This window comes from Paenibacillus allorhizosphaerae (assembly GCF_042659105.1).
Taxonomy (GTDB): Bacteria; Bacillota; Bacilli; order Paenibacillales; family NBRC-103111; genus Paenibacillus_G; species Paenibacillus_G allorhizosphaerae.
In genome coordinates this window covers 662,348-687,443 of record NZ_JBHSRV010000002.1, presented here as the reverse complement: position 1 = coordinate 687,443, position 25,096 = coordinate 662,348, and the positions used below count along the sequence as shown (strand labels likewise).

Annotated in this window: 32 protein-coding genes, 1 tRNA gene and 1 other annotated feature; of the genes, 2 read left to right on the top strand and 31 right to left on the bottom strand. The window is 51.1% G+C overall.

The annotated features are described in order from the left end of the window. Positions 1 to 112 precede the first annotated feature (112 nt). The 28 genes from ACFQI7_RS11840 to ACFQI7_RS11705 all read right to left on the bottom strand — a co-directional run bounded on the left by ACFQI7_RS11840 (position 113) and on the right by ACFQI7_RS11705 (position 21,509). The gene (locus tag ACFQI7_RS11840; RefSeq protein WP_218099064.1) at positions 113 to 766 is read right to left on the bottom strand and encodes a FusB/FusC family EF-G-binding protein; all 654 of its coding nucleotides are present in this window, start codon (positions 764 to 766) and stop codon (positions 113 to 115) included. A gap of 401 nt (positions 767 to 1,167) precedes the next feature. Then, positions 1,168 to 1,244 (bottom strand) — tRNA-Pro (locus ACFQI7_RS11835). 163 nt (positions 1,245 to 1,407) lie between these two features. Further along, on the bottom strand, positions 1,408 to 1,680 hold the full coding sequence (locus ACFQI7_RS11830) for an HU family DNA-binding protein (protein WP_218099065.1): 273 nt from the start codon (positions 1,678 to 1,680) through the stop codon (positions 1,408 to 1,410). A gap of 197 nt (positions 1,681 to 1,877) precedes the next feature. Further along, complete coding sequence (gene spoIVA, locus ACFQI7_RS11825) at positions 1,878 to 3,356, bottom strand: stage IV sporulation protein A (RefSeq protein WP_218099066.1); 1,479 nt, start codon at positions 3,354 to 3,356, stop codon at positions 1,878 to 1,880. Positions 3,357 to 3,626: 270 nt separating this feature from the next. Continuing rightward, positions 3,627 to 4,352 (bottom strand): hypothetical protein, encoded by a 726-nt coding sequence (locus ACFQI7_RS11820; RefSeq protein WP_218099067.1) that lies wholly within the window; start codon positions 4,350 to 4,352, stop codon positions 3,627 to 3,629. Then, the gene (locus ACFQI7_RS11815) at positions 4,352 to 4,693 is read right to left on the bottom strand and encodes a 2Fe-2S iron-sulfur cluster-binding protein (RefSeq protein ID WP_218099068.1); all 342 of its coding nucleotides are present in this window, start codon (positions 4,691 to 4,693) and stop codon (positions 4,352 to 4,354) included. The genes ACFQI7_RS11820 and ACFQI7_RS11815 overlap by 1 nt, the downstream gene beginning before the upstream one ends. 22 nt (positions 4,694 to 4,715) lie before the next feature. Then, on the bottom strand, positions 4,716 to 5,339 hold the full coding sequence (locus ACFQI7_RS11810) for a nucleotidyltransferase family protein (RefSeq protein ID WP_218099069.1): 624 nt from the start codon (positions 5,337 to 5,339) through the stop codon (positions 4,716 to 4,718). A gap of 17 nt (positions 5,340 to 5,356) precedes the next feature. Then, positions 5,357 to 5,650, bottom strand: coding sequence for a 2Fe-2S iron-sulfur cluster-binding protein (locus ACFQI7_RS11805; RefSeq protein WP_218099070.1), 294 nt, complete (start codon positions 5,648 to 5,650; stop codon positions 5,357 to 5,359). A gap of 20 nt (positions 5,651 to 5,670) precedes the next feature. Further along, the gene (locus tag ACFQI7_RS11800) at positions 5,671 to 5,832 is read right to left on the bottom strand and encodes a DUF2768 family protein (protein WP_377516909.1); all 162 of its coding nucleotides are present in this window, start codon (positions 5,830 to 5,832) and stop codon (positions 5,671 to 5,673) included. A gap of 124 nt (positions 5,833 to 5,956) precedes the next feature. Continuing rightward, positions 5,957 to 6,235: a stage VI sporulation protein F gene (locus tag ACFQI7_RS11795; protein ID WP_218099072.1), complete on the bottom strand. Its 279-nt coding sequence runs from the start codon at positions 6,233 to 6,235 to the stop codon at positions 5,957 to 5,959. 106 nt (positions 6,236 to 6,341) lie between these two features. Then, positions 6,342 to 7,391, bottom strand: coding sequence for an NAD(P)H-dependent glycerol-3-phosphate dehydrogenase (locus ACFQI7_RS11790; RefSeq protein ID WP_218099073.1), 1,050 nt, complete (start codon positions 7,389 to 7,391; stop codon positions 6,342 to 6,344). A 27-nt stretch (positions 7,392 to 7,418) separates the two neighbouring features. Next, a complete protein-coding gene (gene plsY, locus ACFQI7_RS11785) occupies positions 7,419 to 8,018 on the bottom strand; it encodes a glycerol-3-phosphate 1-O-acyltransferase PlsY (RefSeq protein WP_218099074.1) in 600 nt (199 codons plus the stop codon). Positions 8,019 to 8,030: 12 nt separating this feature from the next. Continuing rightward, entirely contained in the window at positions 8,031 to 9,353 is a 1,323-nt protein-coding gene (der, locus tag ACFQI7_RS11780) for a ribosome biogenesis GTPase Der (RefSeq protein ID WP_218099075.1), read from the bottom strand. A 166-nt stretch (positions 9,354 to 9,519) separates the two neighbouring features. Continuing rightward, on the bottom strand, positions 9,520 to 9,708 hold the full coding sequence (locus ACFQI7_RS11775) for a capping complex subunit for YIEGIA (RefSeq protein WP_218099076.1): 189 nt from the start codon (positions 9,706 to 9,708) through the stop codon (positions 9,520 to 9,522). Positions 9,709 to 9,711: 3 nt separating this feature from the next. Continuing rightward, positions 9,712 to 10,626 carry a YIEGIA family protein gene (locus ACFQI7_RS11770; protein ID WP_218099077.1) on the bottom strand — a complete coding sequence of 305 codons (915 nt, stop codon included), beginning with the start codon at positions 10,624 to 10,626 and terminating at the stop codon, positions 9,712 to 9,714. 49 nt (positions 10,627 to 10,675) lie between these two features. After that, positions 10,676 to 11,302, bottom strand: a complete 627-nt coding sequence (locus ACFQI7_RS11765) for a YphA family membrane protein (RefSeq protein WP_218099078.1) — start codon at positions 11,300 to 11,302, stop codon at positions 10,676 to 10,678. A gap of 77 nt (positions 11,303 to 11,379) precedes the next feature. Continuing rightward, positions 11,380 to 12,450 carry a type 2 isopentenyl-diphosphate Delta-isomerase gene (gene fni, locus ACFQI7_RS11760; RefSeq protein WP_218099079.1) on the bottom strand — a complete coding sequence of 357 codons (1,071 nt, stop codon included), beginning with the start codon at positions 12,448 to 12,450 and terminating at the stop codon, positions 11,380 to 11,382. A gap of 30 nt (positions 12,451 to 12,480) precedes the next feature. Next, positions 12,481 to 13,710 carry a 30S ribosomal protein S1 gene (rpsA, locus tag ACFQI7_RS11755; RefSeq protein WP_218099080.1) on the bottom strand — a complete coding sequence of 410 codons (1,230 nt, stop codon included), beginning with the start codon at positions 13,708 to 13,710 and terminating at the stop codon, positions 12,481 to 12,483. An 86-nt stretch (positions 13,711 to 13,796) separates the two neighbouring features. Then, positions 13,797 to 14,381: a lysophospholipid acyltransferase family protein gene (locus tag ACFQI7_RS11750; RefSeq protein WP_218099081.1), complete on the bottom strand. Its 585-nt coding sequence runs from the start codon at positions 14,379 to 14,381 to the stop codon at positions 13,797 to 13,799. Positions 14,382 to 14,383: 2 nt separating this feature from the next. Next, positions 14,384 to 15,070 (bottom strand): (d)CMP kinase, encoded by a 687-nt coding sequence (gene cmk, locus ACFQI7_RS11745; protein ID WP_218099082.1) that lies wholly within the window; start codon positions 15,068 to 15,070, stop codon positions 14,384 to 14,386. A gap of 123 nt (positions 15,071 to 15,193) precedes the next feature. Continuing rightward, the gene (locus ACFQI7_RS11740; protein WP_218099083.1) at positions 15,194 to 15,424 is read right to left on the bottom strand and encodes a hypothetical protein; all 231 of its coding nucleotides are present in this window, start codon (positions 15,422 to 15,424) and stop codon (positions 15,194 to 15,196) included. Positions 15,425 to 15,487: 63 nt separating this feature from the next. Beyond that, the gene (locus tag ACFQI7_RS11735) at positions 15,488 to 16,141 is read right to left on the bottom strand and encodes a flagellar brake protein (RefSeq protein ID WP_218099084.1); all 654 of its coding nucleotides are present in this window, start codon (positions 16,139 to 16,141) and stop codon (positions 15,488 to 15,490) included. A 158-nt stretch (positions 16,142 to 16,299) separates the two neighbouring features. Next, the gene (gene ypeB / locus ACFQI7_RS11730; RefSeq protein WP_218099085.1) at positions 16,300 to 17,661 is read right to left on the bottom strand and encodes a germination protein YpeB; all 1,362 of its coding nucleotides are present in this window, start codon (positions 17,659 to 17,661) and stop codon (positions 16,300 to 16,302) included. Positions 17,662 to 17,764: 103 nt separating this feature from the next. Next, on the bottom strand, positions 17,765 to 17,929 hold the full coding sequence (locus ACFQI7_RS11725; protein WP_218099086.1) for a hypothetical protein: 165 nt from the start codon (positions 17,927 to 17,929) through the stop codon (positions 17,765 to 17,767). A gap of 53 nt (positions 17,930 to 17,982) precedes the next feature. After that, the gene (gene prsW, locus ACFQI7_RS11720) at positions 17,983 to 18,675 is read right to left on the bottom strand and encodes a glutamic-type intramembrane protease PrsW (RefSeq protein ID WP_218099087.1); all 693 of its coding nucleotides are present in this window, start codon (positions 18,673 to 18,675) and stop codon (positions 17,983 to 17,985) included. A gap of 27 nt (positions 18,676 to 18,702) precedes the next feature. Beyond that, positions 18,703 to 19,947 (bottom strand): Glu/Leu/Phe/Val family dehydrogenase, encoded by a 1,245-nt coding sequence (locus ACFQI7_RS11715; protein WP_218099088.1) that lies wholly within the window; start codon positions 19,945 to 19,947, stop codon positions 18,703 to 18,705. Between the two features lie 340 nt (positions 19,948 to 20,287). Further along, complete coding sequence (locus ACFQI7_RS11710) at positions 20,288 to 20,890, bottom strand: genetic competence negative regulator (RefSeq protein ID WP_218099089.1); 603 nt, start codon at positions 20,888 to 20,890, stop codon at positions 20,288 to 20,290. 226 nt (positions 20,891 to 21,116) lie between these two features. After that, positions 21,117 to 21,509 carry a hypothetical protein gene (locus ACFQI7_RS11705; RefSeq protein ID WP_218099090.1) on the bottom strand — a complete coding sequence of 131 codons (393 nt, stop codon included), beginning with the start codon at positions 21,507 to 21,509 and terminating at the stop codon, positions 21,117 to 21,119. Positions 21,510 to 21,638: 129 nt separating this feature from the next. Between ACFQI7_RS11705 and ACFQI7_RS11700 the strand changes: the two genes are divergently transcribed. Next, a complete protein-coding gene (locus tag ACFQI7_RS11700; RefSeq protein WP_218099091.1) occupies positions 21,639 to 22,520 on the top strand; it encodes a polysaccharide deacetylase family protein in 882 nt (293 codons plus the stop codon). On the opposite strand, the gene ACFQI7_RS11695 is transcribed toward ACFQI7_RS11700, so the two are convergent. Together ACFQI7_RS11695 and ACFQI7_RS11690 are read right to left on the bottom strand one after the other, a co-directional pair. Beyond that, positions 22,510 to 22,716: a hypothetical protein gene (locus tag ACFQI7_RS11695; protein WP_218099092.1), complete on the bottom strand. Its 207-nt coding sequence runs from the start codon at positions 22,714 to 22,716 to the stop codon at positions 22,510 to 22,512. The two genes, ACFQI7_RS11700 and ACFQI7_RS11695, sit on opposite strands and share 11 nt — an antisense overlap. A 1-nt stretch (position 22,717) precedes the next feature. Further along, the gene (locus ACFQI7_RS11690; protein ID WP_218099093.1) at positions 22,718 to 23,311 is read right to left on the bottom strand and encodes a CPBP family intramembrane glutamic endopeptidase; all 594 of its coding nucleotides are present in this window, start codon (positions 23,309 to 23,311) and stop codon (positions 22,718 to 22,720) included. Between the two features lie 70 nt (positions 23,312 to 23,381). Between ACFQI7_RS11690 and ACFQI7_RS11685 the strand changes: the two genes are divergently transcribed. Further along, positions 23,382 to 24,293, top strand: coding sequence for a hypothetical protein (locus ACFQI7_RS11685; RefSeq protein WP_218099094.1), 912 nt, complete (start codon positions 23,382 to 23,384; stop codon positions 24,291 to 24,293). 91 nt (positions 24,294 to 24,384) lie between these two features. Here the strand turns inward: ACFQI7_RS11685 and ACFQI7_RS11680 are convergent, their stop codons facing one another. Next, positions 24,385 to 24,708, bottom strand: a complete 324-nt coding sequence (locus ACFQI7_RS11680; protein WP_218099095.1) for a rhodanese-like domain-containing protein — start codon at positions 24,706 to 24,708, stop codon at positions 24,385 to 24,387. A 132-nt stretch (positions 24,709 to 24,840) separates the two neighbouring features. Further along, positions 24,841 to 25,089, top strand: a binding site (T-box leader). Positions 25,090 to 25,096: the final 7 nt, after the last annotated feature.

Genomic DNA, 25,096 nt, shown 5'->3' with positions numbered 1-25,096 from the left:
GATGTGCCTGCGGCAAACGAGCTCCGGAAGCGGGAAGTTGATTGTGGGCGTTAAAAAAAGGAAAACTCCCCAAAAGGGAGTTTTCCTGGAAAAACCTCTTTACGACTGCGACTTATCCGATTACGTTTTGAATGAATTTTTCCAACGCGGTTACATCGGTGATGCTTTTGTTGCAATCCTCACTGTGAATGCACATATAGTTGCCGACCGCTTTATAATAATCCGGCGACGCGTTCGCAGGCCTTGTTTTGGATACTGCCGTAAATAAAGCCGCTTCTCTTTGCTTGTTGCATATAAAGCAAGTGCTTTTCTTGTTTGTGGGCGTAAATTTCCCTTCAATTCCGATGATTTGTCCGCTCTGTTGATATACAAGGAACATTTTATTCGTCGATATATCGATCCATCCTAAATAAGTAGAATGTGCATAATCGATCGATGCGACCTTCGGAATATCCAGCTTTTTATTTTTGTGAAACAGCTTCTTAATCTGCTTTTCCGTTACTTGAGGAAAAGGAATTACATATGGCTCTAACGCAAGCGCGTATTTCTGGAAATCATCCGCGGTTTTCAATGCGGAGATCTCGGAGAGCAGTCGCTGCTGATCCTCCGTAACGTGACCAAACGCTTCTATGATTTTGGCTTCCGCGCTGTATTTGACGGACTCCACGACTTTTTGATCGGAAACCGTATTGTAGGCATGCTGCAGAAGATCCAATTGCTTCGTTATGAGGTTATATTGATGGTTTCTAATAAATGGTGTAATCATGATTTTTCAGCCCCTTATAGGATGTGAGAATGCGTATAAGGTGCAAAACCATATTATTAGAAACGACATAAGCTATTTTTCTGGGCGATATAATGATTCCGTATCCCGCCCCATGCAAAGTATCGCCTCTAATACCAGGCTTTGCATGAGTCGCTGCGGATCCCGGCAAATTGGTTTGCCATTGCCTACCACCTCCTTGCAACGTATGTTCATTATAAAATAATTACCGGCAAGCGTCCAGCGCCTTATTCTTGCAGCAGGGCAAATAAAAAAAACGCTCTCCTCGACATGTATCGAAAGAAAACGTTCCTTCCCGAAGGCGCTAGTGCTGCTCGAAGTGCGCCCGTATAAAACGGTCAACGCGTAGCTCCATTATAAGTTGACACGCTTGTTTAAAAAAATGGTCGGAGTAACACGATTCGAACGTGCGACCTCACCCACCCCAAGGGTGCGCGCTACCAGGCTGCGCCATACCCCGAACTTGACGGAAAGTTTTCCGGCAAAGGAAATTATATCTTACCACACAAGCGTTGTAAAGGCTTTTATGCAGTTTCCTTCCAAAATAAAAGCGCCTGAACCATTCACCGGTTCAAGCGCTTTTGAAACTTGACTATGTAGAAATGCTGAGCCTATCGGCCGGATTACTGAATTCCGTCTTTCAATGCTTTACCTGGCTTAAACGCCGGGACTTTGCTGGAAGGAATTTCGATCTCTTCACCGGTTTGCGGATTACGGCCTTTGCGGGCGGAACGCTCGCGAACTTCAAAGTTTCCAAAACCGACCAATTGTACTTTATCGCCACTTTGCAATGCTTCGGAAATAGCGTCAAATACGGCTTCCACCGCTTTGGTTGCGTCTTTCTTGGAAAGCTCAGAGGATTCGGCTACCTTGTTGATCAAATCGGATTTATTCATGCGATTCACCTCCCCCCACTAACGATATTACTGTTATTCTCTTTGTTAACCGTTTCTTCGCAAAATATACATGCTAAGAGGTAATTCCACCATGGAAATCAACATTATAGTAATACAGGCGCACATCTTTTTCAAGTAAAACGTAAAAAATGCACCCGCCGGAGTGCATTTTCTTTGTTCTTGCTATGTCCAAGTGCCTACAAAATGATTGCAATCAACCCGCCCGAACCTTCGTTAATGATGCGTCCCAGCGTCTCTTGCAGCTTGTAACGCGCATTATCCGGCATCATGGCGAGCTTCCCTTGGATGCCTTCGCGTACGATGGAATGGAGCGAGCGTCCGAATATGTCGGATTCCCAAATTTTGAGCGGATTTTCTTCGAAATCCTGCATCAGGTAACGAACGAGCTCTTCGCTTTGCTTCTCCGTTCCGATAATCGGGGAAAATTCGGATTCCACATCGACGCGGATCATATGGATCGACGGCGCCGTCGCTTTCAGACGCACCCCGAACCGAGACCCTTGACGGATCAGTTCCGGCTCGTCAAGCGCCATCTCCGCTAGCGACGGTGGCGCAATGCCGTAACCGGTCGTCTTCACCATCTCAAGCGCTTCGGCAAAGTGGTCGTATTCCCGCTTCGCATGCGTAAATTCCTGCATCAGCTGGAGCAGGTGATCTTTACCGCGGATTTCCACGCCGACCACTTCCATCAAAATGCGGTCGTACAGCTCATCCGGTGCATACAGATCGATCTCGGCGATGCCTTGGCCCATGTTCATTCCGGCGAGAGCCGCTTTATCGACAAATTCGTATTCCTCGAAGTTGTTGACCACCCGGTCGACATCGCGCAGTCTCCGAATGTCCTGTACCGTTTCGCGTACGGAACTTTCGAAGTTGGAACGGAGCCAGTGATTTTCTTCCAGCACCATGACCCAGCTTGGCAAATTCACGTTCACTTCATGGACAGGGAACTCGTACAGCACTTCGCGGAGTACGGACATCATATCTTCTTCCTGCATATTGGCGACGCTCATCGCAACGACAGGCACATCATGCTTCGCCTGCAGTTGCCCGCGCAGCTCCTGCACCGAATCGCTTTGCGGTTTCGTGGAGTTGACGATGACGATGAACGGCTTGCCGACTTCCTTAAGCTCCGTAATGATACGCTCTTCGGCATCTACATAGGACGCCCGGGGAATTTCCGCTATCGAGCCGTCCGTCGTAATGACAACGCCGAGCGTAGCGTGCTCTTGAATGACTTTGCGCGTACCGATTTCGGCCGCTTCCTGGAACGGAATCGCCTCTTCAAACCAAGGCGTATTGATCATGCGAGGCCCGTTTTCGTCTTCATAGCCTTTCGCGCCTTCTACGACGTATCCCACGCAATCCACCAAACGTACGTTTACATTCAGTCCTTCTGCAACATGCAGCTGCACCGCATTATTCGGTACGAATTTCGGCTCTGTCGTCATAATGGTGCGACCCGCTGCGCTTTGCGGCAGCTCATCGGTTGCCCGAATCCGGTCGGCTTCATTCTGAATGTTCGGCAGCACGATCGACTCCATAAAGCGCTTGATAAACGTTGATTTTCCCGTACGGACCGCTCCAACGACCCCCAGGTAAATATCCCCGCCAGTACGCTCTGCAATGTCCTTAAAGATATCCACTTTTTCCAATGAGAATCCCTCCTACAGGTTGTTTAAGACGAAACTCGTACATGCTTCGGACTAGTACAAATATATGTATCGCGAATCAAAATATGATGGGTTTTGCCAACTTTTATTTTGACCACTCCTTGCCGCAGCTTGATGGACTTGAGGCTTGCGTACATTCATCCCTTTCAAATATATGTGTGCCTGCAGCAGGTTATTCTAGCTTTTTTGGAAAAAAAGAAAAACCTCTATCACCTTGCGAATCAAGGTTGATAGAGGCTCTGTTTGCAAGAGTTACGGCGCGGTAATCGGGACCGGCTGTCCGCTTCGCCAAACGTACGGAAACGAACGCGCAGGCACGTAGTACGACTCACGCACCAGCAGCTCCCGCAAATCTTGGGTGGCGTTCAAGCTGCTCTGCAGCTTCTTTTTATCGATCATCCTCATGATTTCGGGCGCGTAGTCAATGGCCACTTGACCGGAATCGTGGAGCAAGAACGGCAGCTTAAACTGCGGCGAGTACATGCTGTTTACTTCCGCCGGCTTACGGTTCAGCTTCGCATAGTCGATGGAAGAAAATCCGGGAGCGATCGCTTGTCCTTTCGGCAGCTGCCCGCCCGATTTCGACTTGTAGTCGTCTACGGCTTTCTGGATTTCCACCGTTTGCTGAAACGACGTCAGATCCATCATTTTGACCGTAGGCTTCGTTTCCGCATCAACCAGCACATAAGAGGCCGAGCCGCCGTTCTCGAACGCGTTAACGGGCGCCGAGCTAAGATAAGGCCCGACCAGTTTCTTGAAATCAATCGGATATTTCTCATACAGCGGCGTCGTTTCCTCGCTGTTTTTTATCGGCAGCACACCGGTTTTCGCTTTAAATTGATCGACGGCGTTTTGGACCAATACGACAAATTCGCCGCTCGCGATCTGGTTTTCTTTCCGCATCTCTTTAGGGTACAAGCACCCGCTTAGCAGCGCGAAAACAACAATCATCAAGGCTGCGCGCAGCACACGTATCATTACCAATCCTCCTCCTGCTGCTTTTCCAGCTGTTTGCGGATCGCCGCTTTAAGCGGGTCTTCGGGAATCGTCACCGTGACATCGCCCAAAATTTTCGCCTGGCACGCCAGCCTGAATCCGCTGCCCTCGTCAGAGCTGCCCAGTTTCATTCGTTCGCTGGGGTTCGGTGCGGTGAGGCCCGTTCCGCTCTGAACGATGACTTTGCACATCAGACAGGCGGCTTTGCCGCCGCAGCGCGTCCGGATATGCACTTTGGCTTTAGCCGCGGCGCCGAGTACGGTCGTTCCTGGATTTACTTGAACTGTCTTATTGTTCGGCAAAAAGGTGATGTGAGCCGCCATGTCGTCCTGCTCCCTCTCTTTATTATCGGGGCTCGCGATTCGATTCGTTGAGCAGACGCTCCAAAGTGTCCGTAAGCGCGGCGCTGAACCGGTTTCGTGACGCAAGCCGTTCAAGCATAAGCCTGTGTATCGCCGTATCCTGACGTCGGCACAAGTCTGCGATCGCTTCGTACCGGTCGGGTCTTGCTCGCAATACATTGAAGATCAGCTCATGCATAAGCGGCATTATGCGGACGCTCTCCAATCCGGGCTGTGTGAGCCATGGTGCTTGCAATTGCGACAGATAAGCCGCCTCGACCTTATATTCGCTCTCTAGTGCCCGAACTTCAAAAGCGCCGACCAATTCCACCTTCACTCCGCCAATGTCGTAATGGCTAAGAATGGAGCGGTATAACGCGGTCTCGCTTTCCGCTTGCTCATCTACGGCGTATGGCTTCAGCGCTTCATGCATTTCGGCCGCTTGCTCGCGGTCTATGTACAGATCGAGATCCCTCGGCGGAGCCGCGAGCGATACGCCTTGCAGCATTAGCCCCGTGCTGCCCCCGACCAGCCATGTCAATGGCCTGTGCCCCCCCGATTGTTCCCGAATCGTCTTCAGCGCGGCAAGCAGCGATTCGGACAAAGGGGTATGGATAAAATTCGTCATATGTGATCATCCCGCTATCAAAAATATGGTTTGTTCGTCACCGTGACACTGCCGACGGTTTTGATTTTCGCCTGGCAGCCAAGACGAAACCCTTCTTCGAGTTCCTCCGGCTCCAGCGCGTCCAATTCCGCATCGGATGGAGCCGACAAATGCTCCATCCCTTCGGCGACTTGACAGCGGCAGCGGCAGCAGGTGCCCCGCGTGCAGGAAAAGCCCCAATCGACGTCATGCTTCAATGCCATATCCAAAATGGAAAATCCGGTAACCGGCTCCACTGTTTTTTGTACTCTGCGTCCCTTCAAGCTAATCATAGCTGGCGGTATCCCTCCTGTTACATTATGGAAACGATCATATATAGCAGTATCGGAATAAACAAAACAAAAGCGATGAAAGACAACACAAATCGAATGACGCCTCTTGTTTTGTTTCTTGCATATGTTATTAGGAACGATGCGACAAACATCAATCCGATGGCAATAAAAGATGCCCACATCTTGTCCATGGACGACACTGGAATCACGACCCCCGTTTATGTACTTTCGCTGTAGCTATCATATCATAAAAAAAGCATAAGCGCGCTTTCCGGCGGCTTATGCCATGAAAATGTTGAAAAAGAATCATTTTTTCATAATCATCTTCATCAGCTGCTCCATATTGTTCGGATTCATCTTGCTGCTTTTAATCGCTTGGATCAGCTCGTTCATCGTTTGTTCCGATACCGGCACTTTCACGAGGCTGGACACTTGCTTGATGAGCTGCTTCAGCTGCGCATCGCTTTGCATCGTCGTTGGCTTGACTCCGCTCGCAAGCTTATATATGTCTTTCTCCGTAACGTTTTTGCCGGTTTTCTTCTTTACGACATTCAGCACGTCTTTCTGCACGTTTTTGTCGGGCACCGTTCCTCTACCTCCTCAGACTTTGACAAAACAACCCGTTCTCCAGGTGAAACAGTAAGTCTGAGGTATTATATGATCGAAAGCGGCGGTACGTTCAGGCTCCTGCCTATATGGACCAACCGCTTTGAAAAGGTTCGGCCAAATCTTCCATTTCGTGCGTTCGACCGCGCTCCATCAAATCTTCAACGGCCGCCTTCGGCTCCTTCCCGTCAAACAGCACGTTGTGCAGCTCGTCGGCAATCGGCATAGTGATCCCATACTGCCGGGAAAGCTTATACGCGGCCTGCGTCGTCTTCACGCCTTCGACCACCATGCCCATGCGCTTCAAAACTTCCTCCAGCGATTGCCCTTCGGCCAGCATAGCTCCGGCTCTCCAGTTGCGGCTGTGCTTGCTCGTACACGTCACGACCAAATCGCCGATCCCGGCCAGCCCCGAGAAGGTAAGCGGGTTCGCACCCATCGCCATTCCCAGCCTGGCGATCTCCGCAAGCCCGCGGGTAAGCAGCGCCGCTTTGGCATTGTCGCCGAAACCGAGGCCGTCGCTCAGGCCCGCACCGAGCGCTATAATGTTTTTGAGTGCGCCGCCGACTTCCACCCCGACGACGTCCGGGTTCGTGTAAACGCGAAAATACGGCGTAATCAGCAAATCCTGTGCCGTCTCCGCCGCCGTTTTGTCTTCGCAAGCGACCACGACGGTCGTCGGGCGACGCTGAATGACTTCCTCCGCATGGCTTGGGCCGGACAAGACGGCAAGGCGCTTCGGATCGTACCCGTTCAGCTCCTCGGCCAGCACCTCGGTCATCCGTTTCAAGCTGCCGGCTTCAAAGCCTTTCGTCGCGTGAATGACGGTGGTGCGTTCGTGAAGGTGATGCTTCATCTGCGAAGCAACTTCCCGCATGGCGGCAGATGGCGCAACGACGATGACGGCTTCCGCATCCTCAAGCGCTTCCTGCATGGAGCGGGTAGCCTGAATGCGGTATGAAAGCTCGGCACCGCTCAGAAACCGCGAATTTCGCCGCTCCCGGTTGATCTCCTCCACCTGTTCTTGATTGCGCGACCAAAGCATCACTTGATGCCCGTTATCCGACAGCACGGAAGCGATTGCCGTCCCCCAACTGCCTGCAACAAGAACAGCCGTTTTGCTCCTTGCGGCCATACGAGTACACCTCCGATGAATGTGCGATCAAGCTTGCCTTTTGGCTCCGAGCTTGTTCTCCCTGCCCGTCAACAGCTTCCCGATGTTGGACCGGTGACGAACCCAGGCAAACACGAATAGCAGCAGGCTCAATATGAAGATAGCGACAGGATAATGCATGAACCAAATAAGAATAGGTAAAATTGCTGTAAACAAAAGCGATCCTAACGAAACGTAGCGTGTTAGAGCAATGGATGCAATCGCAATCAATCCTGCGATCAGAGCGGGCAAAAAAGCAAGCGTAACCATTACGCCGATCGTCGTTGCGATCCCTTTGCCGCCGCGAAAGCCGAAAAATACGGGCCAGTTATGTCCTGCTATGACACATAGGCCGGAGAGCACTTGAATCAGCGGGTCGCCGCCGCTCAGCCAAGTGCCGATCCATACGGCGGCAACGCCTTTGATCATATCGAGCAGCAGCACGGTAATACCCGGTCCCTTGCCGAGAACCCGCAGTGTGTTCGTCGCCCCGGCGTTGCCGCTCCCATGCTGTCTTATATCGATTCCTTTGAGCAGTTTGCCTGCCAAATAACTGAAGCTGATCGAGCCCAGCAAATACCCGATCAGCAGCGATGCATAACTTAACAAGTCGATTGCCTCCTATTCGTCATCCGATTTTCTTCGCGTGAAAAACCGAAGCGGCGTACCTTCGAACCCGAACGCGGCGCGAATTTTATTCTCCAAGTAGCGTTGATAGGAGAAATGCATAAGCTCCGGATCATTGACGAATATGACGAAAGTCGGCGGTTTTACAGCAACCTGGGTCGCGTAGTTGATTTTCAGCCGCCTTCCTTTATCCGTCGGCGGCGGAGTGATGGCGACCGCATCCGATACGACGTCGTTGAGCACATGCGTTTGCACGCGAAGCGCGTGCTGTTCCGCTACGGAATTGACGACAGGCAGCAGCTTGTGGAGCTTTTGCTTCGTTTTTGCCGACACGTACACGACAGGAGCATAGGTCATGAACAAGAAATGATCGCGTATTTTCTGGGTGAACTGATGCATCGTTTTGTCGTCCTTCTCGACGATATCCCATTTGTTTACTACGAAGACGGCCGCCTTGCCCGCTTCATGCGCATAACCGGCAATATGTTTGTCCTGCTCGATAATGCCGGTTTCTCCGTCGATGACGACAAGCACCACGTCCGCTCGCTCAATCGCTTTCATTGCCCGCATGACGCTGTATTTTTCCGTCGTTTCGTATACTTTTCCACGCTTGCGCATACCGGCCGTATCGATGATCACGTATTTCTGCCCGTCCTTCTCGAACGGCGTATCGATCGCATCGCGGGTCGTGCCTTCCACATCGCTGACGATCACGCGCTCCTCGCCGAGAATGGCGTTCACGAGCGAAGATTTGCCGACATTCGGCCGCCCGATCAGTGCGACGCGAATGACATCCTCGCCGTACTCTTCCTCCGTCGCTTCCGGAAAATGCTTGATGACTTCGTCCAGCAGATCGCCGATCCCTGTGCCATGCGAGCCCGAAATGCCGACGACTTCGCCAAAGCCAAGGCTGTAAAACTCATAAATATCGTCCGTCCGCTGCAAATTATCTACTTTGTTGACGGCCACGACGACCGGCTTTTTGGCGCGATACAGCAGTTCCGCCACTTCACTGTCCGCCGGCGTTACGCCTGCTTTCGCATCCACCATAAAAACGATGACATCCGCTTCTTCAATAGCAAGCTCCGCCTGTGCGCGAACGGAGCGCATGATTTGATCATCGCCTTCAATCTCAATTCCACCGGTATCGATAATGCTGAACTCGGTTGTCAGCCATTCTCCGATTCCGTACAGTCTGTCACGGGTAACCCCTGGTTTATCCTCGACGATCGCGAGCTTATCTCCGATAATTCGGTTAAAGATCGTGGATTTTCCCACGTTCGGGCGGCCGACGATCGCTACTACTGGCCTTGCCATCAAACTTCATTCCCTTCTCCGGTACACCTTAAGCCTCGTTAAAAGCGGCGCAAACATCTTTTATTGATCATTTAATTGTAGTGACAAACCGTATCGCCACGGCTTGTAAACTAAGATATTATAACAAAATCAAGGGGACAAGTAAATGAAGCGCACTCAAGACGGTTCAAGCGCCGCTTGAATGGTCAACGATAATAAAGGTGCCGTTTTGAAGATCATGGGCCGCCGCATCCAGTATTTTTTCCAGCTTAAATGCGGTTTGCTGCTGTTCCTCCGGTGATCCGGCTACAAAGATCGGAGCACCGCCGCCCACTTTTTGATCGTCCAAGGTTACGACTGCCACAATTCTCCCCATGCTCTACGCCCTTGCCCTTTCTTCCTTGTTCACTCCGGCTTCGCTCGGCATACGTACCGCGCTTTCCAAAATCGGCGAACGCTCGGCAACCGTACGCGCCTTCTCCGCGTCATGCTCCTGCGGCAGCAGCAGCACGCCGAGTCGTCCGTCGTTCATATCGAGCTTGGCCAGCGGCATTAACGCCGGTTCGCCTTCATCGCGATAAACGCCCATGATGGTCGATACATCGTGCAGCAGCGCCTGCCGTTGCCCCGGATTGGCGATCGTCACCCGACTGTTCCGGTTTTTTGGCACGAGCACCAGACCGATCGCTTTCTCTGCAATAATTTTTCGCGTATCGTCAAGGCCGACATTCATCATGTAGATGTCATCGACAAACAAGTTCGGTCCGTCCAGCTTCACTTGGCCCACTCGTACAACGGCGATATGAGATATATTTTTTCCGCTTTTGAAAAAATTCGTGACGAGCATGGATACCACTCCCGCCGCAACGCCCCAATACCACGCGAATACGATACTGAAAAAGGAAGTGACAAAAGCCGACAAAATAACCAAGTAATTTCGGCCCTCGAACACCATCGCAATGCCTTCGATATACGAAGCGCCTCTCGGCACGAGCTCCATGCTGTCGATTTTACTGAGCGACTGCCGTTCCATGTTGCGTACATCTCTGAATTGCTGCGCAGCCAATGACAAAAAAGTGACGGCGGTGTAATTTTTATCGATCAACGACGGAACCGCAACCGCTCCTAGCCCGGCCGCGATCACACCAAGCGAAATGTGAACGATTCTTCCGTGCGGATAGGTCGGGTATTGCCTGTAATCGGTTCTCAGCATACTGAGCCTGGAGGCTACTCCGAACATAACTCCCAGGATGATGCCCACCGTATACTTTTGCTCCACGATCCAAGCCCACATTTATGTTCCTCCTTTTTGCAGCGCCGTCTCATCATGCGCATCGGGCAAGCTACGGCTTCCGCTGACGAATGGTTTCCCATACAAATACGGCCGCTTTTTTAAACCCGAGGGCCGTTTGCTGCAAGACGAGCGAAATGCCTCTCGCTGCAAATACAGTAAGCCACCACAAGTCCTGAAACGAAGTGCCGCCCAGGCTGACATGCGTCTGATTATGATGGGAATAGGCATACATCGCTTCACCGGTGACAAAGCCGAGAGAAATGGCGGCAATTTGAACCGCAGGCCGGCGCAGGGCGACCGAGACCATCGTACCGGAAATTAAGGCGATGGTTACGCTGCTGCTGTATACGATGAGGGCAGGCATCAAATGGATCGTCTCCTTCAAAAAAAAGAAAATCGATCCGAGCAGCAGCCCTACCGATAATGCATGTAGTCGCTGAAACGCTTCGTATGAACGAAGAAACACGAATAAAGCTGTGAAAAGCAGCAGCGGCGCAACGCCGTAAATTTGCATACCGTTCCATTCCATGCTCCAGCGGAAAGCAATAACCCAGGCAACAAAAAAAAGAAGTAACCTCGAATGAGAAATACCTCTTATTAGTATGTCTTTCCAGCCGCTGGCAAACAGAATGAGGGAAACGACAATTAATACGAACGACAAATATCCTGCATTCATGCGCACCCACCCAAAGAAAAGCTTGTCCCTTCTTTTCCTTAGTATGGCTCTCTATGTAGTTTTATAATCGCTGCCCATCAATTGGCATACCCGTTGCGACGCGCATAGACTTCGGTCGAAATGCCTCTGGCGCTGCACCATCGCTCCGGCTCGCCGACGATCACGACGGGCTTCGTTCGAAGCGCGCCGATCGAACCGGCTCCCATCGCGGTCATCAATAAACGAAGCTCGTCATGCATGGCCGCGACGGTTTCGATCAAAGCGGCCGTCCCCTTCGTCCGCTGCACCTTCAGAAACGCGCCGGCGATGCCTACGGCCGAAGCGCCCAAGGTTAATGCTTTGCATACATCCACCGCATGGGAAATGCCACCCGTCGCGAGCAAGGAAACGTCGGTATTCGCCCGATGTATCGCTTCGATCGCTTCCAAAAGGGATATCGCCGTGTTGCAGCCCCAATCGTTCAGCCAGCCCATCGGCTGCCCGCGCCTCGCATTTTCTATCGCGGCGAAGTTGGTTCCCCCGGCCCCTCCGACGTCAATCATCTTCACGCCGATCGATATAAGCGATTCCACGCTTTCTCGAACCATGCCGAAGCCGACTTCCTTGACCATTACCGGCACCCCGGTTTGCCGAACGATCGCGCCGATCCGCTCAAGCATGCCCGTAAAATGACGGTCTCCTTCCGGCATGATCAGCTCTTGCATGACGTTCAGATGAATTTGCAGCGCGTCGGCGCGGAGCATTTCTACAGCCCGCTCCGCTTGCTCTACCGTAGCTTCGCTGCCCAAGTTTCCGAACACGAGTCCGTTCGGATTCACTTTTCTTACGATCTGATAGCTCGAAGCCACTTCCGGATTTTTGATTGCCGACATCTGCGAGCCGACCGCCATCGCGAGTCCCGTTTCCCGAGCGGCTATCGCCAGCTCCCTGTTAATTTCCTCCGTTTCGTTCGCCCCTCCGGTCATCGCATTAATAATAATCGGCGAGCTCAAGGTGAGTTCGCCGATACGGGATTTTAACGCTATTTGATCGGAGGAAATGTCCGGGAGACAGTTCGGAAGCAGCTTGACGCCGCCGAAACCGTTGTTGCCTCCCGGTCCAAGCTGGAGAGCATGGTGAACATGCTCCAGTTTCCTTGGGATCCGCAATTCCACTCCTCATTTCGTTACAATAATGGCTTACTTGAATTTGCTCAGCTTGTCGCCGAATTTCTCGCCGAGTGTCAGGTTGAAACCTTGATTTTCTTCGTAAGACACCGTTTCCTTCTCTCTGCGAGGTCCTCGTTCTCCTCTTTCGCCTCTTTCGGCTCTAGGCTCGCGGGCAGGCGCTTCTTCCGTTTCCTTAATGCTCAAGGAAATGCGTTTATCGGCAGGATTCACGTCAAGCACTTTCACTTGAACTTCCTGGCCTTCCTTCAATACCTCGAACGGCGTTGCGATATGGCGATGGGAGATTTGCGAAATATGAACCAATCCTTCCACGCCCGGCGCAACTTCCACGAAAGCGCCGAATTGCACAAGACGTTTGACCGTCCCTTTAATGATATCGCCGATCTTGATATTGCCGATTTGCTGCCAAGGACCCGGCTGAGTCGCTTTGATGCTGAGCGAAATGCGCTCGTTCTCCGGATCGACTTTCAGCACTTGCACCTGAACCTTGTCGCCTTCTTTAACGACTTCGGACGGGCTTTCCACGTGATGCCATGCCATCTCGGAGATGTGCACCAGACCGTCGACGCCGCCGATATCTACGAATGCACCGAATTGGGTCAGACGCTGAACCGTGCCGTCGAGCTGCTGGCCGACGGAAAGGCCGGATAACGTCTCCTTCTTCTTCGCTTCCACTTCATCGTCAAGCACGTCTTTTTGCGAAAGGATGACTTTGTTCTTCTCGCGGTCCATTTCTTTCACGCGCAGACGAAGCGTGCGCCCTTTGTAATCGCTGAAGTCTTCCACGAATGTGCGTTCTACCATAGATGCCGGTACGAAGCCGCGCAAGCCTACGTCGACAACGAGTCCGCCTTTTACGACTTCGGCGACGATCGCTTCGAGGATCGTTTTGTTTTCCATATCAGCCGACAGCTTATCCCATGCTTTCTCGCTGTCGATGGCGCGTTTGGAAAGAACGACCTTCTCGTTTTTCTCATCGATGGACAGCACTTTCAGTTCGACTTCCTGTCCCAATTCCACTCCGTGCGATGCATCCTCCAAAGTGACGGAAGAGAGCTCGCGCAACGGAATGACACCGTCATATTTGTAGCCGACATCGACAATGGCTTGATCCGCATCCACTTTAAGAACTTTGCCTTTGACGATATCGCCTTTCTTCAAAATGTTCACGTTCGCCATCGACTCCTCTTGGGAAACCACGGCTTGCACTTCTTGCTCTGCTTTAACTTCTTCTGACATGTCGAATACCCTCCTTAACAACCTGGCAACATTTAATGTATTTGGGAAATAATTTACTTCATCTGATTTATTCAGTATGCCACGATTTATGATTTCGATTCGTGCTGTTTCACGAGGCTGCGTATAGCTGTCATAATTTTATCGGTTGCGTGCTCCAAGCCTTCGGACCCGCTCTCGGCAAACTCGCTGATGTCGACCGGCGGCCCGTAAACGACTTTCATTTGACGGAATAATTTATAATTCCCAACAATGGCTGCTGGTACAACGGTTGCGCCCGATTTCAATGCCAGACTGGCGGCTCCCTTCTTGCCCATCCCCCCGGCATTGCTTCGCGACCCCTCCGGAAAGATCCCGAGCATTTCCCCATCCTTCAAGAGTTGGATGGACAATCGGATCGACTCTTTGCTGACGCCCCCCCTTTTGACAGGGAACGCGCAAATGCGGGGTAGTACGTAGCTTAGCACAGGAAGCTCGAACAATTCGGCTTTGGCCATATAATGAACTTTCCGTTTCAACGGGGTCCCAAGTACAGGCGGATCGAAGTTGCTGATATGATTGCAGCACAGCACGACCGCACCTTCGGCAGGGACGTTCTCCTTGCCGACCGCCTTCAGCCGAAACAACAAGCCGAACATGATTCGAAATAGGAAGCGAAGCGTAAGATAGAGCATTCTTACTTCCCTCCGTGTACTTGCGTCTTGCACAATTCAAGAATGGATTCCACCACTTCCGGAATCGGCATGTCGGTCGTATCCATCAACACGGCGTCAGCAGCCCGCACAAGCGGCGATGCCTCCCGCTGCTGATCCATCCGATCTCTTTCCGCGATATCGCGCTCCAGCTTCTCCAGCGTAATGTCGACGTCCGGTTGCGCCTCTTTCATTTCTTTGTACCGGCGTTCCGCACGAATGCGAACGCTCGCCGTCAAAAAAATTTTTACTTCGGCGTCGGGGAGCACATGGCTTCCGATGTCCCGGCCATCCATGACAACGCCTTTGCTTTTGGCGAGCTCCTGCTGCTTTGCCGTCAAAATCGCTCGGATTTCGGCGATGGAAGAAACCCGAGATACATTACCCGTAACATCGGGTGTCCGAATCAATCCGGTAACGTCTTCTCCGTCCACATACACAAGTTGGCCGTTCTCTCCAGGCATCAACCGAATTTCCATGCGGCTGGCGAGTGCAACCATTTCTTCCGTCTGATCCGGTTGGAGTCCTTCCTGCAGCACTTTCCACGTTACGGCCCGATACATGGCACCCGTATCGACATAAATGAAGTCAAGCTCCTTGGCGACGAGACGGGCAATCGTGCTTTTCCCCGCCCCGGCCGGGCCGTCGATTGCAATATTAAACTTTTCCAAAACTGCGGCCTCCTAACAAAATGAGCGCGGACAAGCTTCCTGAAAAAAAAACAGGCCGAAGCCTTGAACGATGAAAATTATACCATAGGTTCGACATGGAATGCAAAACGAACGACCGTCCCGTCACTTCACCTGCGTCTTCGCCAATGACGAATCATAGCGGTTTCCTTCAAGCTGCTCCACCTTTACGATCAAATAACGAAGCCGAGGATTTTGCAGCATCAGCTGCGATATCACTAAAGCAAACAGCAATATCGCAATTGCGGCGAACAGCCATTTTTCAACCTTGCGTCCAAACGCTATAAATAACTCTTCGTAACCGTCGTCCGCTTGCCGATGCCGGTTTCGATCCATATATCGTCACTCCGCCCATTCGATTTGGGTCGTAGTGTGCCCCGATCTCACCGATCTTATGCATCAATTTTTTCTGAATTCAAATTGCCGTTCGAAGCAAAACTGAATAATCTTTTGCCGATCGCGGTCGGAAATATCGGTAAATCGCATCATCACCCGCTGCGTACCGGGAGCCAGCGGCGCCACCCTGACGACCTCGCTCTTGAAAGGCACGTGATCGTTCTGCCCGTTCTTGTTCGGGACGAGCAGCCAGCAGCTGACAATGTTCTGCTCCGCCAGCGGTATGTAATCATCGCATAGAAGCGATAGGCCGCCTCCGCCTATATCGTCCGTCAAGGCAACGAACTGGAGCTGTTCGGAATGCTTAACGGCGACCTCAAGCTCTGCCTGTACGCGGAGAAAGTTGCGCCGCTGAACCTTCGTAACCGCTTCGGGAGCCGGTTTCGTAATATGAAACAAATGCATTATGTTGTTGGAAACGCCGATGACCGTGCTTATGAAATAGTTTTTAATTTCCATGTCATCGAAAAAATAAGCAGACAGCACGTTTCCATATGACAGCGATCGTGAGATGCCGGTGTTCACCTCTACCGGAATTTCGACGAATATCGTATCGTCCGTCATATCGGCGATTCTTGTCTTGTATTCGTCTACTGATTCCCCCCCATCCATCGAGTTGATTTTTATATATAAAATTTGATTGATTTTCGGAAGCATGACTGCACCCCCTTTCCCTAAAGCATACATCCGTCGCAAATATTATAACATGAGTGAACTATATGGAAAGTAAAATATACAGGCCATCCGTCAGCCGATGCAGCTCGCGCCAAAAAGCCCGATGAATTTCATCGGGCTTAGCGATTGGGCCTATCATCTTATGATTTTCTGAGCTGCGCTTCTTCACTGCCGATTCGGTCGATTTTTTCTTGGGCGCCGCTGTCCGCATTAATATAGATGCGGTAAATGCCGCCGTTGACCCGGCCGATATATTGATAGCACTGCACTTCTTCGTCAATATCGTTTCGGATCAGCGCTTTTTCCGCGCTTTCGACTTTGAAATTCGGGCTCAGCGTTTTACGGGCTTGTTCGTCCGACAGCTTCGGAGCGTTCATTTGCCGTTCTTTTTTGTCATACACGTAATCCGCCGCGTCCATCCCAATGACCTCGCCGTTATCGAGCGCCACCTTCACAGCCACTTTCTCCAGGTAGTTGATGATGCCGTTCTTATCGGTGGCAAACGTCATATTGGCCACGTTATTGTATTCGTCATAGCTGACGGCCGTCATATCTTTATAGTCGCGTTCGTCCAAAAATTGGGCGGCGACATCGCGCGCCGTACGCAGATCCAATTGTTTGGAAGGAACATCCCTCGAAGCAGAGAACCACAACAGCTGCCCGCCTTTTTTGGAATAATCCATGTAGACATTGCCGTCCGAAGTGCCCGTCTTAGGCATGCTCACGCTGTAAGACTGATTTTCCGTGCCTGCGCCGTTCTCTACAACTTGTAGCCCCGAGCTGTCCTGCAGGCCGAGAAATTTGGCAGCCTTCTGCTTGATTTGGTCGGTGCCTTCTTCCTGGCCGGAGAGCATGCTCATATTGCGGTTTTGGTACACGCTCATGACGGTCGGGCTCCATTCGATCTCCGGATATTCGCCCACCTTTTTATCCACGGTGCTGAACCCGTCAATAATCGCGTTGTCATGCGTCTCGCTTTGCTTCGCCAGCGCAAGCTCCACGTCCATCCAGCGCAAGTTGTTCTGCAGCACTTTGCTTTGCACGCCCCGGAGCTCCGAAGCAATCTCGCCGGAATGCTCATAGAGTGTATTCAGCGTTTTCATCTCTTTCTCATCCAAAGGCTGCTTGCTTAAATCGCGGACGGCTGCGCGGTAAGTTAAGTTGGAAATATTTGCCAAAAAGTCATCCGTTTTGTTGAATGGAAGCAGCGTCAGCGGCAGCTGGCTGATTTCATTTTGCGCTTGGCTCGTGATACGCCACACGTTGATTAATCCTTTTTTATACGCATCCTGCGATGTGGAGTTAACGGCCAGCGTATTGCCAAGCTCGGTATGAAGCTTATCCACGTGGAAAGACAAATCGTGAAACGCCCGTTGATACTGGTTCTCCGCCTTGATCAACACAGAGTTTTTCTCCTGATGCTCTAAGTACCCCCATATGCCGGTACCGATGAGGGCAACGAGTAGAATGGGGAACATGACGATGCTCAATCTTTTATACATATGCGAGAAATCTCCCTTCATCAGCAAAACTTGGGCTTAGTTTTCACCTGAAGGACTGCGCTTATACATGAAAAAAAACCGACGTCATCGCCGGTTTCTCCGCTCAAAACTCATTCGTTTCAATTTCAAAATCATTCTCGTTGTTGCAGATGCATTGTTTAAAGCCGGTATCGATCCGGCCTTTTTCTTTTCTCCCTTTCAAAATAAACCGCTCGCCGCAAGCTCTGCACCGAATCGTTACTTTAACGCGGGTATTGGCACCAGTCATACATTCCCTCCGCACTTATAGAACGTTACTGGTAACCATTATAGACAAATTTGCTATATTTTAACCCGTTCCTCGCGTTGAATGACGCGAAGAGGCGATCGGGCGTTCGCATGGCTGACTTTCCACAAGCTGCGGATCCATAAAAAAGCCATCAGCGGAACCATAAACCAGATCCAATACGTTTTCGTTACAATCATCGTATAGTCGAATACGCCGTGCCAAAAGATCGGCAGGAGCAGAGCGTAGCTTAAATGCTTCCGGCTCGCTTCCGGATTGAATTTGGCTTTGCCGAGATGATAACCCATAATGACGCCGAACATCGCATGCCCCGATACCGGCAAAAAGGCCCGCATCATAAGCGTTGAAAAGCCGGAGGAGTTGAAAAAGGCGTAAAACACGTTCTCCAGCGTCGCGAACCCGAGCGAAGCGGCAACGGAGTACACGATTCCGTCATACGGCTCGTCGAACGACGTATGCTTATAAATCACGAAATACACTAAAAACCACTTAAAAAATTCTTCCGTCGCCGCGGACGTTATGAAGGAAAAGACGAAAGGATTATCTCCGAGCCCTTGTACTAGCGCACGCTGCAAAACCATGATCGGGAATACGAGCAGCACGCCGAACAGAAACAGCTTCAGCACTTGGGAAATCGGCTCCGGGTCATACCGGTCTTTCAAGTAAAAATAAGACAGCAGAGCGACACCTGGCGCAATCGCCGCCATCAAGACTGACAAGACGCTCATAGTGTCCCTCCAATCTACACAAGTTGATTAGACCCAACCGCGGAATCGTGCGGCCTCCGCCATTTTGCGGACACCGACCATATATGCGGCGAGTCGCATGTCGACATTTCTCGTCATATGAACATTATAGACATTTTCAAATGCTTTTTCCAACATTTCTTGGAGTCTGGCATGCACTTCCGATTCCGTCCAGTAATAACCTTGGTTGTTCTGCACCCACTCGAAGTAAGAAACGACGACTCCGCCGGCGCTCGCCAGCACGTCCGGCACGATAAGCACGCCGCGGTCGGACAAAATTTTGGTTGCTTCGAGCGTCGTCGGACCGTTGGCCGCTTCTACCACGATCGAGGCCTTAATCCGATGCGCGTTCTCGGCGGTGATCTGGTTTTCGATCGCGGCGGGCACCAATATATCGCATTCCAGCTCGAGCAGCTCTTTATTGGTAAGCGTGTCAGTGAACAGCTTGGTAACCGTTCCGAAGGAGTCGCGGCGATCGAGCAAATATTCGATATCCAGCCCATCCGGATTGTGTAGCGCTGCATACACATCGGAAATGCCGACGACCTTCGCGCCCATCTCGTGCATGAATTTCGCCAGGTAGCTGCCGGCGTTACCGAAGCCCTGAATGATGACGCGCGCCCCTTGCAGCGGGATACTGCGCTTCTTCAGCGCTTGCTCGATCATGATGGTGACGCCTTTCGCGGTTGCCGTTTCGCGGCCGTGAGAGCCCCCGAGCACGATCGGTTTGCCCGTGATAAAGCCCGGCGCGTCAAATTCCCGAATTCGGCTGTATTCATCCATCATCCATGCCATAATTTGCGAGTTGGTCATCACGTCGGGAGCGGGGATGTCTTTGGTCGGACCGACAATTTGGCTGATCGCCCGAACGTAGCCCCGGCTGAGCCGCTCCAGCTCGCGAAAAGACATTTGACGAGGATCGCAGATGATCCCGCCTTTGCCGCCTCCGTACGGCAGGTCGACGATGCCGCATTTGAGGCTCATCCAGATCGACAGCGCTTTGACTTCATCCTCGTTTACATCCGGATGAAAGCGAACGCCGCCTTTGGTCGGGCCGACCGCATCGTTATGCTGTGCCCGGTATCCTTTGAAAATTTTAACCGAATCATCGTCCATTCGGACCGGAATACGCACGGTCATCACTCTCATCGGTTCCCGTAACAAATCGACCATCGCAGAGGAGTAACCTAGCTTGGTGAGCGCTTGCTCTATAATATATTGTGTGGATTCAAGTACGTTCAAATTTTCGGCCATAGCTCATACCATCCTTTGTCTGATCGTAATTGTGGCACGCAGGGCGTGATTGTGAATGTGTGAACAGTCCGTAACAGCGGTACCACGTATTCGCTTCACCTCGAAAGGTCAGGTCCGCCTCATTTATTTAAGTCAGCAATGGCATTACATAGTATTGTAACACTTTCGCGACGCCGCGATTCATCCGTTTCCGGTTACATTCCTTTTTGGCCGGGCACCAATGCAATGTCCGAGTTCCGTTTCCTTACCGTTCTCCACTTCGCAATAAAAAAGCACTCCGCAAAAACTTGAACGTTTTTGAGAATGCTTGCCTATTTCAGGTTCGTATAAATCGCCCGTTTTATGAAAACTTGGCGCAAAGTATTTTTACCGCGTCGGATTCGATAACGGTTTTCCCATATTCTTGAAGTACAGCTTCCGTGACCGATGCCGCCTCCCCGAACTCGGAAAGGACCGCCACAATGGATTGGAGCTGCTTTTCATCCATCTCTTCCGCATCAAGAAGCAAAATCCACTTGTCCTTGTACGAATAAAGCGAACCCCCGTCGGTTAAAAGCGGATTCAACACTTTGGCCATGCGCAGCAAATCCTCGAAATCATGGAATGCGTAAGTAACCTGATCGGTTTCGTCCATCGTGACTTCAAGTTCGTATACTTCTTCCACTTCGTCATCGAGGGTATCGTCCGTGTGGCTAAAATTCATCTTACCGCGAGTGACGATGACAGCCATGCCTTGCGCCGGCATATTAAGAACTTCAACAGCGAGCGGCCCCGATGCGTCAAAACCGAGCTCCGTATAAGCCTGGTCCATCATTTCACTGAACAACTCGTGAACTTTCGGGATTTCTCTCCACATGTCATCCTTATGAATGCCGCGCTCCGTTAAGTCATCGAATGTGAGGAAAATCCGTATCTTGTCCTGACTTAAACGCTCCATTTTCATACTGGATTCCTCCTTGCCGACTATAATAACAGCTTATGAAGTGTGGTTACAAAAGGTGTAACGTGGTGTGCTAACAAGAGCTTGTATTAATACTACCACTATTATATCACAAACGTAAAAGAAAAGAACGGTTATAAGCTGAATTTTACCACCACAACGCAAAAAGACGCGGTCACCGTCCCACAACGAGACGATTTCCGCATCTTGAACATATTCCGGCTCTTTTTTACTGTACTTGCAGTTGTTCCTTTTGCTTGTTGCTTGTCAAAATTTCTTCTACTTGCGACTTCAGATTCGGATCCTGATTGACAATATCGGATACTTTGTTCCCATGCCCGGAAGAAAAAACTTCTTCATAGTCGCTGCCTTTCGCCGATTTTGCCGGGGAACTCGATTGGCTTGCTTGGCCGGACGAGGCTGCCGACTTGGAGAACGCCGGAGTATCGTTAAGCTTGGTCTTAGCGGATTCCGATTTGTCACTATTCGTTTGATTCATCATGCTGCCAAGTGAGCCGTTCTTGGTCAGAACGGACCATAGCATCGATTTGTTCCGATTCGATAAATAAACAACGGCCGCAGCTCCAACGATGCCGCCAAATAAAAAAGAACCGAATCTCATGGCCATCCCTCCATTAGTAAAATGTATTCCTCCGTATTTTCCGCTATCTCGAAGAGACGCATGCATGATAAAATAAGGAAACCTCACCAAGGCATCGTGATATGTTCAAATACGAAGGAGTCGATCCGCATGTCAATCAAATGGACCCTGATCGCCGCCGCGGCGCTGCTCTTCTGTTCTTGCTCCGCCAAACCTGCCGCAACAGGCCCCGCACCGTCCGGACCGTCAAGCAACAGCCAGGCGCCGGAGCAAAAGGCTCCTGACGCATTGCCGTTGCCCCGCGCCGAAGGCCAGGACATCGCAAAGGAACCCGCGCAACCGCCGATCCCCGTTCCTGCTGCCGCTCCCGAACAACCGAAGGGGGTATCCAAAACATATAAGCTGAATCCAAAATCATACGATATCGTCCCCATCAATCCGGAAGCAACCGAGAAAAAAATCGTGCTGCTGACATTCGATGACGGACCGAAAGATCTGGAAATGAATACGGGACTGCTTGATACGCTCGATAAACATAAGGCCAAAGCGATCTTTTTCGTAAACGGCTATCGCGTCAAGCAAAAGCCCGAGCTCATCAAGTTGTTGTCGGAGCGCGGTCAAACGATCGGAAACCACTCCTGGGATCATATCGACTTGAAAAAAGAAAGCAAAGAGAAGGTCGACGCTCAAATCGGGGACGTGCAAAAAGCGATTCAGGATATAACGGGAAAAGCCCCGAGCTTCTTCCGGCCGCCATTCGGCTCAGGCAGCGATGAAGTCAGGGCGAAAGCGAAAGAAGAACATTTGCTGTATATGACATGGTCTAACGGGTCCAAAGACTGGGAAATGTCGAGTAAGAACAATAATCCGAAGCAGGTGGTCGGCAATGTGCTCGAACAGCTCCGGCCCGGCAGCAATATATTGATGCACGAGCTTCCGTGGACGGTGCTGGCGCTGGACGAGCTGTTGACGAAGCTTGAAGAAAAAGGTTACGGGTTCGTCGACCCGGAAGCGATCGACATTAACCTCTGAGCAGCTTCCAGCCCCAGACAAGAAGCCCTACGACAAGAAAAATAAACAACCAGAGCAGCGTTCGGTAAAAATATTTGAGCCATTTTTCTTTTTCCGGTTGATGTACCGTCCTCCTGGGAGGCAAATAGTCGTCGGGCTTGTCCGCTTCCGGACTTGCCTGCTCCGGCGGCATCGATGTCGGTCGTTTGGTGTTCATTCTATTCCTCTCTCCTGTAACGAAGAATGCAGCCCATGGCAAAGTCGATCATAAAGTGGGCTGCAATCGGCGTCCACAGCGTTCCCGTATGAATAAATATATACCCGAGCCCGTAGCTGATGCAGAAAACGAGTCCCGTCATCAGCCAATGCTGCAAATAACGGACATGAATCGCCGCGAAGATGATGCTGGTCCAGTATGGACCGCACCACGTTTGGACGGCGCCCCGAAACAACAGCTCCTCGCAAAATGCGACAACAAACGACAACAGCGCAATGTGCCATAGCGGCCGGTTTTTGAACAATAATTCGTTGATTCCGCCATCATCGGTCACTTCCGGCGGTACCCATCTGGATATGAGCAAATCGACGACCAGGACGATCAGCGCAAAACCAAAGCCCCAGATCAGGATCGTTTCCTTAGGCTTGAGCGTAAACACAGCGCCCAAATGCGGCTTTTGAAAAAGCAGCAGCAGCGCGGCGAGAATCAGGATAAGCAGCTGGGTTATATACACATTGACAAGCAGAAACTTGTCGTCGATTTCGTCGATGTTTACTTTATGGAACTTTAGTCGCTTCATGTCAAATTTCTTCATAATTGAGATTCCCTTTTTAGACAATTTCACCTATACTAACAGCATAGAAATAGGATTAGGGGGCAGTACCATGGAGAAAAGGCTGAATCGAACGGACTATTTATTTGCCGCCACCTTTATTTTTATGCTGGTTGTGGCGCTAGGGGCCTTCTTTTTCGGCTTACGGATGGGTCAAGACCGCGCGGCAGTCAAGTATGAGGATCTCATCGTCAAACAGAACGATGCCGCCAAAGGCTTTACCGCGTACCATCAACAATATTTGGTGTCATTCTATCATACCATTTATGCGCCCTACAGGGAATTTCATAAAAAGTGGTTCGATAAAATGGACGAGCTGCAATCCAATCGTTCGTCCGATGCGTCGCTGATCATGAAAGATCTCAGTAAGCTCGCCAACGACAATTATAGTGCACTAGGAACCAAATCGATGCCCGACTCCTCGCCGCTGCTGCAGGATGCGCATAAAAACTACATGAAAAGCCTGAAACTGTTCAGCGAAGCGCTTCGCGGCTACACGACCAAAGCCAACGCCGTCACCGGCCCGGATCTGGCGGGACAACTGAACGGCGACGCCTACCTCACTGAGGCAAAAAGTTTCGCATTGACGGCGGAAAAACAATATTACGACGCGATCGTCAAATGGAACGAAAGCGTGAATCCCCAGCTCAAGGCAATCGATTCCTCCAAATCTCTGGCGTTGAAAGACTGGAGCGAGCTCGCCTTCAATATGAAAAACGACTATGTCGCGCAGCAGCTTTCATCCGGGAAAACGTACGCCGCTTTTACACCGCAAGACTTGACGAGCCGGATCGACGAGATGATCGTCACCGGGCAGGCCAAGAAGCTAAACTTGAACGATGTGAAACAGGTCATCGATTTGCTCATTGGAACCGACGCGGTGCGCAGCGGCGACTTCCTTCGTTATAAAAACCGTTTGTATGCCAACGAAACGTTGCCTGAGCTGCCTTTTTTCACGAACTAATACATAAAACCCTCCTACCGGAGTCCCAGAAACATGCTGAATCGTTCAAAAGCCGCAGGAACCGAAAGCTCGGTCGGCGGCTTTTTGACTATTAGTCGTATTGAAAACCCGTCAACTGTGCCAGCGCAGCCATCCCGCCTTCTATATTGACCACTTGCTCAAAGCCATGCTGTTTCAAATAGTAGCATACATGCATGCTGCGGACGCCATGAGCGCATACGACATAAAGCGGCCGATCCTTGGGCAGTTCGTCCAGCTTGTCCGGGATCGTATTCATCGGGATCAATTCCGCTTCTTCCATGTGGTAATATTCCCACTCGCTCGGCTCTCTCACGTCGATAAAAAGCGATTCGCGCAGCTCGCCGCGCTCCAGCTTTTCCATAAAATCCGCCGGTTCGATATTGTCAATCGTCATAGGTTTGCGCCCCTTCCCTTCCTTCTTATCTTAGCATGGAGCAAAGGTTCAACGAAAGTTTACGGAAAAATTCGACGCCTATTGACAAGGGCGAAACGATCATGGTACGCTAATTAAAAATTTCAACATTTGGATAAAACGAAGACGGAGACAAGGATAGCGCGAAGCGTACAGAGAGCCGGTGGTTGGTGCGAACCGGTCGTACTTCACTATTCGGAGCACTCCAGAGTTGCTGCGGTGAACCATCATGATCATGTAGCTGCAGCCGGCGGGAAGCCGTTACCCTTCCGGGTCTGGACGTTCCAGACCGAATGAGGCTGTTTGCGCGAGTAAGCAGCGAATTAGGGTGGTACCACGAGAATAAAGCTCCTCGTCCCTTGTATGCGCT

Bases quoted from the DNA above. Each gene is read 5' to 3' on its own strand.
- ACFQI7_RS11840 (WP_218099064.1), bottom strand. From the start codon at position 766: ATGATTACACCATTTATTAGAAACCATCAATATAACCTCATAACGAAG.
- ACFQI7_RS11830 (WP_218099065.1), bottom strand. From the start codon at position 1,680: ATGAATAAATCCGATTTGATCAACAAGGTAGCCGAATCCTCTGAGCTT.
- ACFQI7_RS11820 (WP_218099067.1), bottom strand. From the start codon at position 4,352: ATGATACGTGTGCTGCGCGCAGCCTTGATGATTGTTGTTTTCGCGCTG.
- ACFQI7_RS11815 (WP_218099068.1), bottom strand. From the start codon at position 4,693: ATGGCGGCTCACATCACCTTTTTGCCGAACAATAAGACAGTTCAAGTA.
- ACFQI7_RS11810 (WP_218099069.1), bottom strand. From the start codon at position 5,339: ATGACGAATTTTATCCATACCCCTTTGTCCGAATCGCTGCTTGCCGCG.
- ACFQI7_RS11805 (WP_218099070.1), bottom strand. From the start codon at position 5,650: ATGATTAGCTTGAAGGGACGCAGAGTACAAAAAACAGTGGAGCCGGTT.
- ACFQI7_RS11800 (WP_377516909.1), bottom strand. From the start codon at position 5,832: ATGTGGGCATCTTTTATTGCCATCGGATTGATGTTTGTCGCATCGTTC.
- ACFQI7_RS11790 (WP_218099073.1), bottom strand. From the start codon at position 7,391: ATGGCCGCAAGGAGCAAAACGGCTGTTCTTGTTGCAGGCAGTTGGGGG.
- der (WP_218099075.1), bottom strand. From the start codon at position 9,353: ATGGCAAGGCCAGTAGTAGCGATCGTCGGCCGCCCGAACGTGGGAAAA.
- ACFQI7_RS11775 (WP_218099076.1), bottom strand. From the start codon at position 9,708: ATGGGGAGAATTGTGGCAGTCGTAACCTTGGACGATCAAAAAGTGGGC.
- ACFQI7_RS11770 (WP_218099077.1), bottom strand. From the start codon at position 10,626: ATGTGGGCTTGGATCGTGGAGCAAAAGTATACGGTGGGCATCATCCTG.
- ACFQI7_RS11765 (WP_218099078.1), bottom strand. From the start codon at position 11,302: ATGAATGCAGGATATTTGTCGTTCGTATTAATTGTCGTTTCCCTCATT.
- rpsA (WP_218099080.1), bottom strand. From the start codon at position 13,710: ATGTCAGAAGAAGTTAAAGCAGAGCAAGAAGTGCAAGCCGTGGTTTCC.
- ACFQI7_RS11750 (WP_218099081.1), bottom strand. From the start codon at position 14,381: ATGCTCTATCTTACGCTTCGCTTCCTATTTCGAATCATGTTCGGCTTG.
- ACFQI7_RS11740 (WP_218099083.1), bottom strand. From the start codon at position 15,424: ATGGATCGAAACCGGCATCGGCAAGCGGACGACGGTTACGAAGAGTTA.
- ACFQI7_RS11735 (WP_218099084.1), bottom strand. From the start codon at position 16,141: ATGCTTCCGAAAATCAATCAAATTTTATATATAAAAATCAACTCGATG.
- ypeB (WP_218099085.1), bottom strand. From the start codon at position 17,661: ATGTATAAAAGATTGAGCATCGTCATGTTCCCCATTCTACTCGTTGCC.
- ACFQI7_RS11725 (WP_218099086.1), bottom strand. From the start codon at position 17,929: ATGACTGGTGCCAATACCCGCGTTAAAGTAACGATTCGGTGCAGAGCT.
- prsW (WP_218099087.1), bottom strand. From the start codon at position 18,675: ATGAGCGTCTTGTCAGTCTTGATGGCGGCGATTGCGCCAGGTGTCGCT.
- ACFQI7_RS11715 (WP_218099088.1), bottom strand. From the start codon at position 19,947: ATGGCCGAAAATTTGAACGTACTTGAATCCACACAATATATTATAGAG.
- ACFQI7_RS11710 (WP_218099089.1), bottom strand. From the start codon at position 20,890: ATGAAAATGGAGCGTTTAAGTCAGGACAAGATACGGATTTTCCTCACA.
- ACFQI7_RS11705 (WP_218099090.1), bottom strand. From the start codon at position 21,509: ATGAGATTCGGTTCTTTTTTATTTGGCGGCATCGTTGGAGCTGCGGCC.
- ACFQI7_RS11700 (WP_218099091.1), top strand. From the start codon at position 21,639: ATGTCAATCAAATGGACCCTGATCGCCGCCGCGGCGCTGCTCTTCTGT.
- ACFQI7_RS11695 (WP_218099092.1), bottom strand. From the start codon at position 22,716: ATGAACACCAAACGACCGACATCGATGCCGCCGGAGCAGGCAAGTCCG.
- ACFQI7_RS11690 (WP_218099093.1), bottom strand. From the start codon at position 23,311: ATGAAGAAATTTGACATGAAGCGACTAAAGTTCCATAAAGTAAACATC.
- ACFQI7_RS11685 (WP_218099094.1), top strand. From the start codon at position 23,382: ATGGAGAAAAGGCTGAATCGAACGGACTATTTATTTGCCGCCACCTTT.
- ACFQI7_RS11680 (WP_218099095.1), bottom strand. From the start codon at position 24,708: ATGACGATTGACAATATCGAACCGGCGGATTTTATGGAAAAGCTGGAG.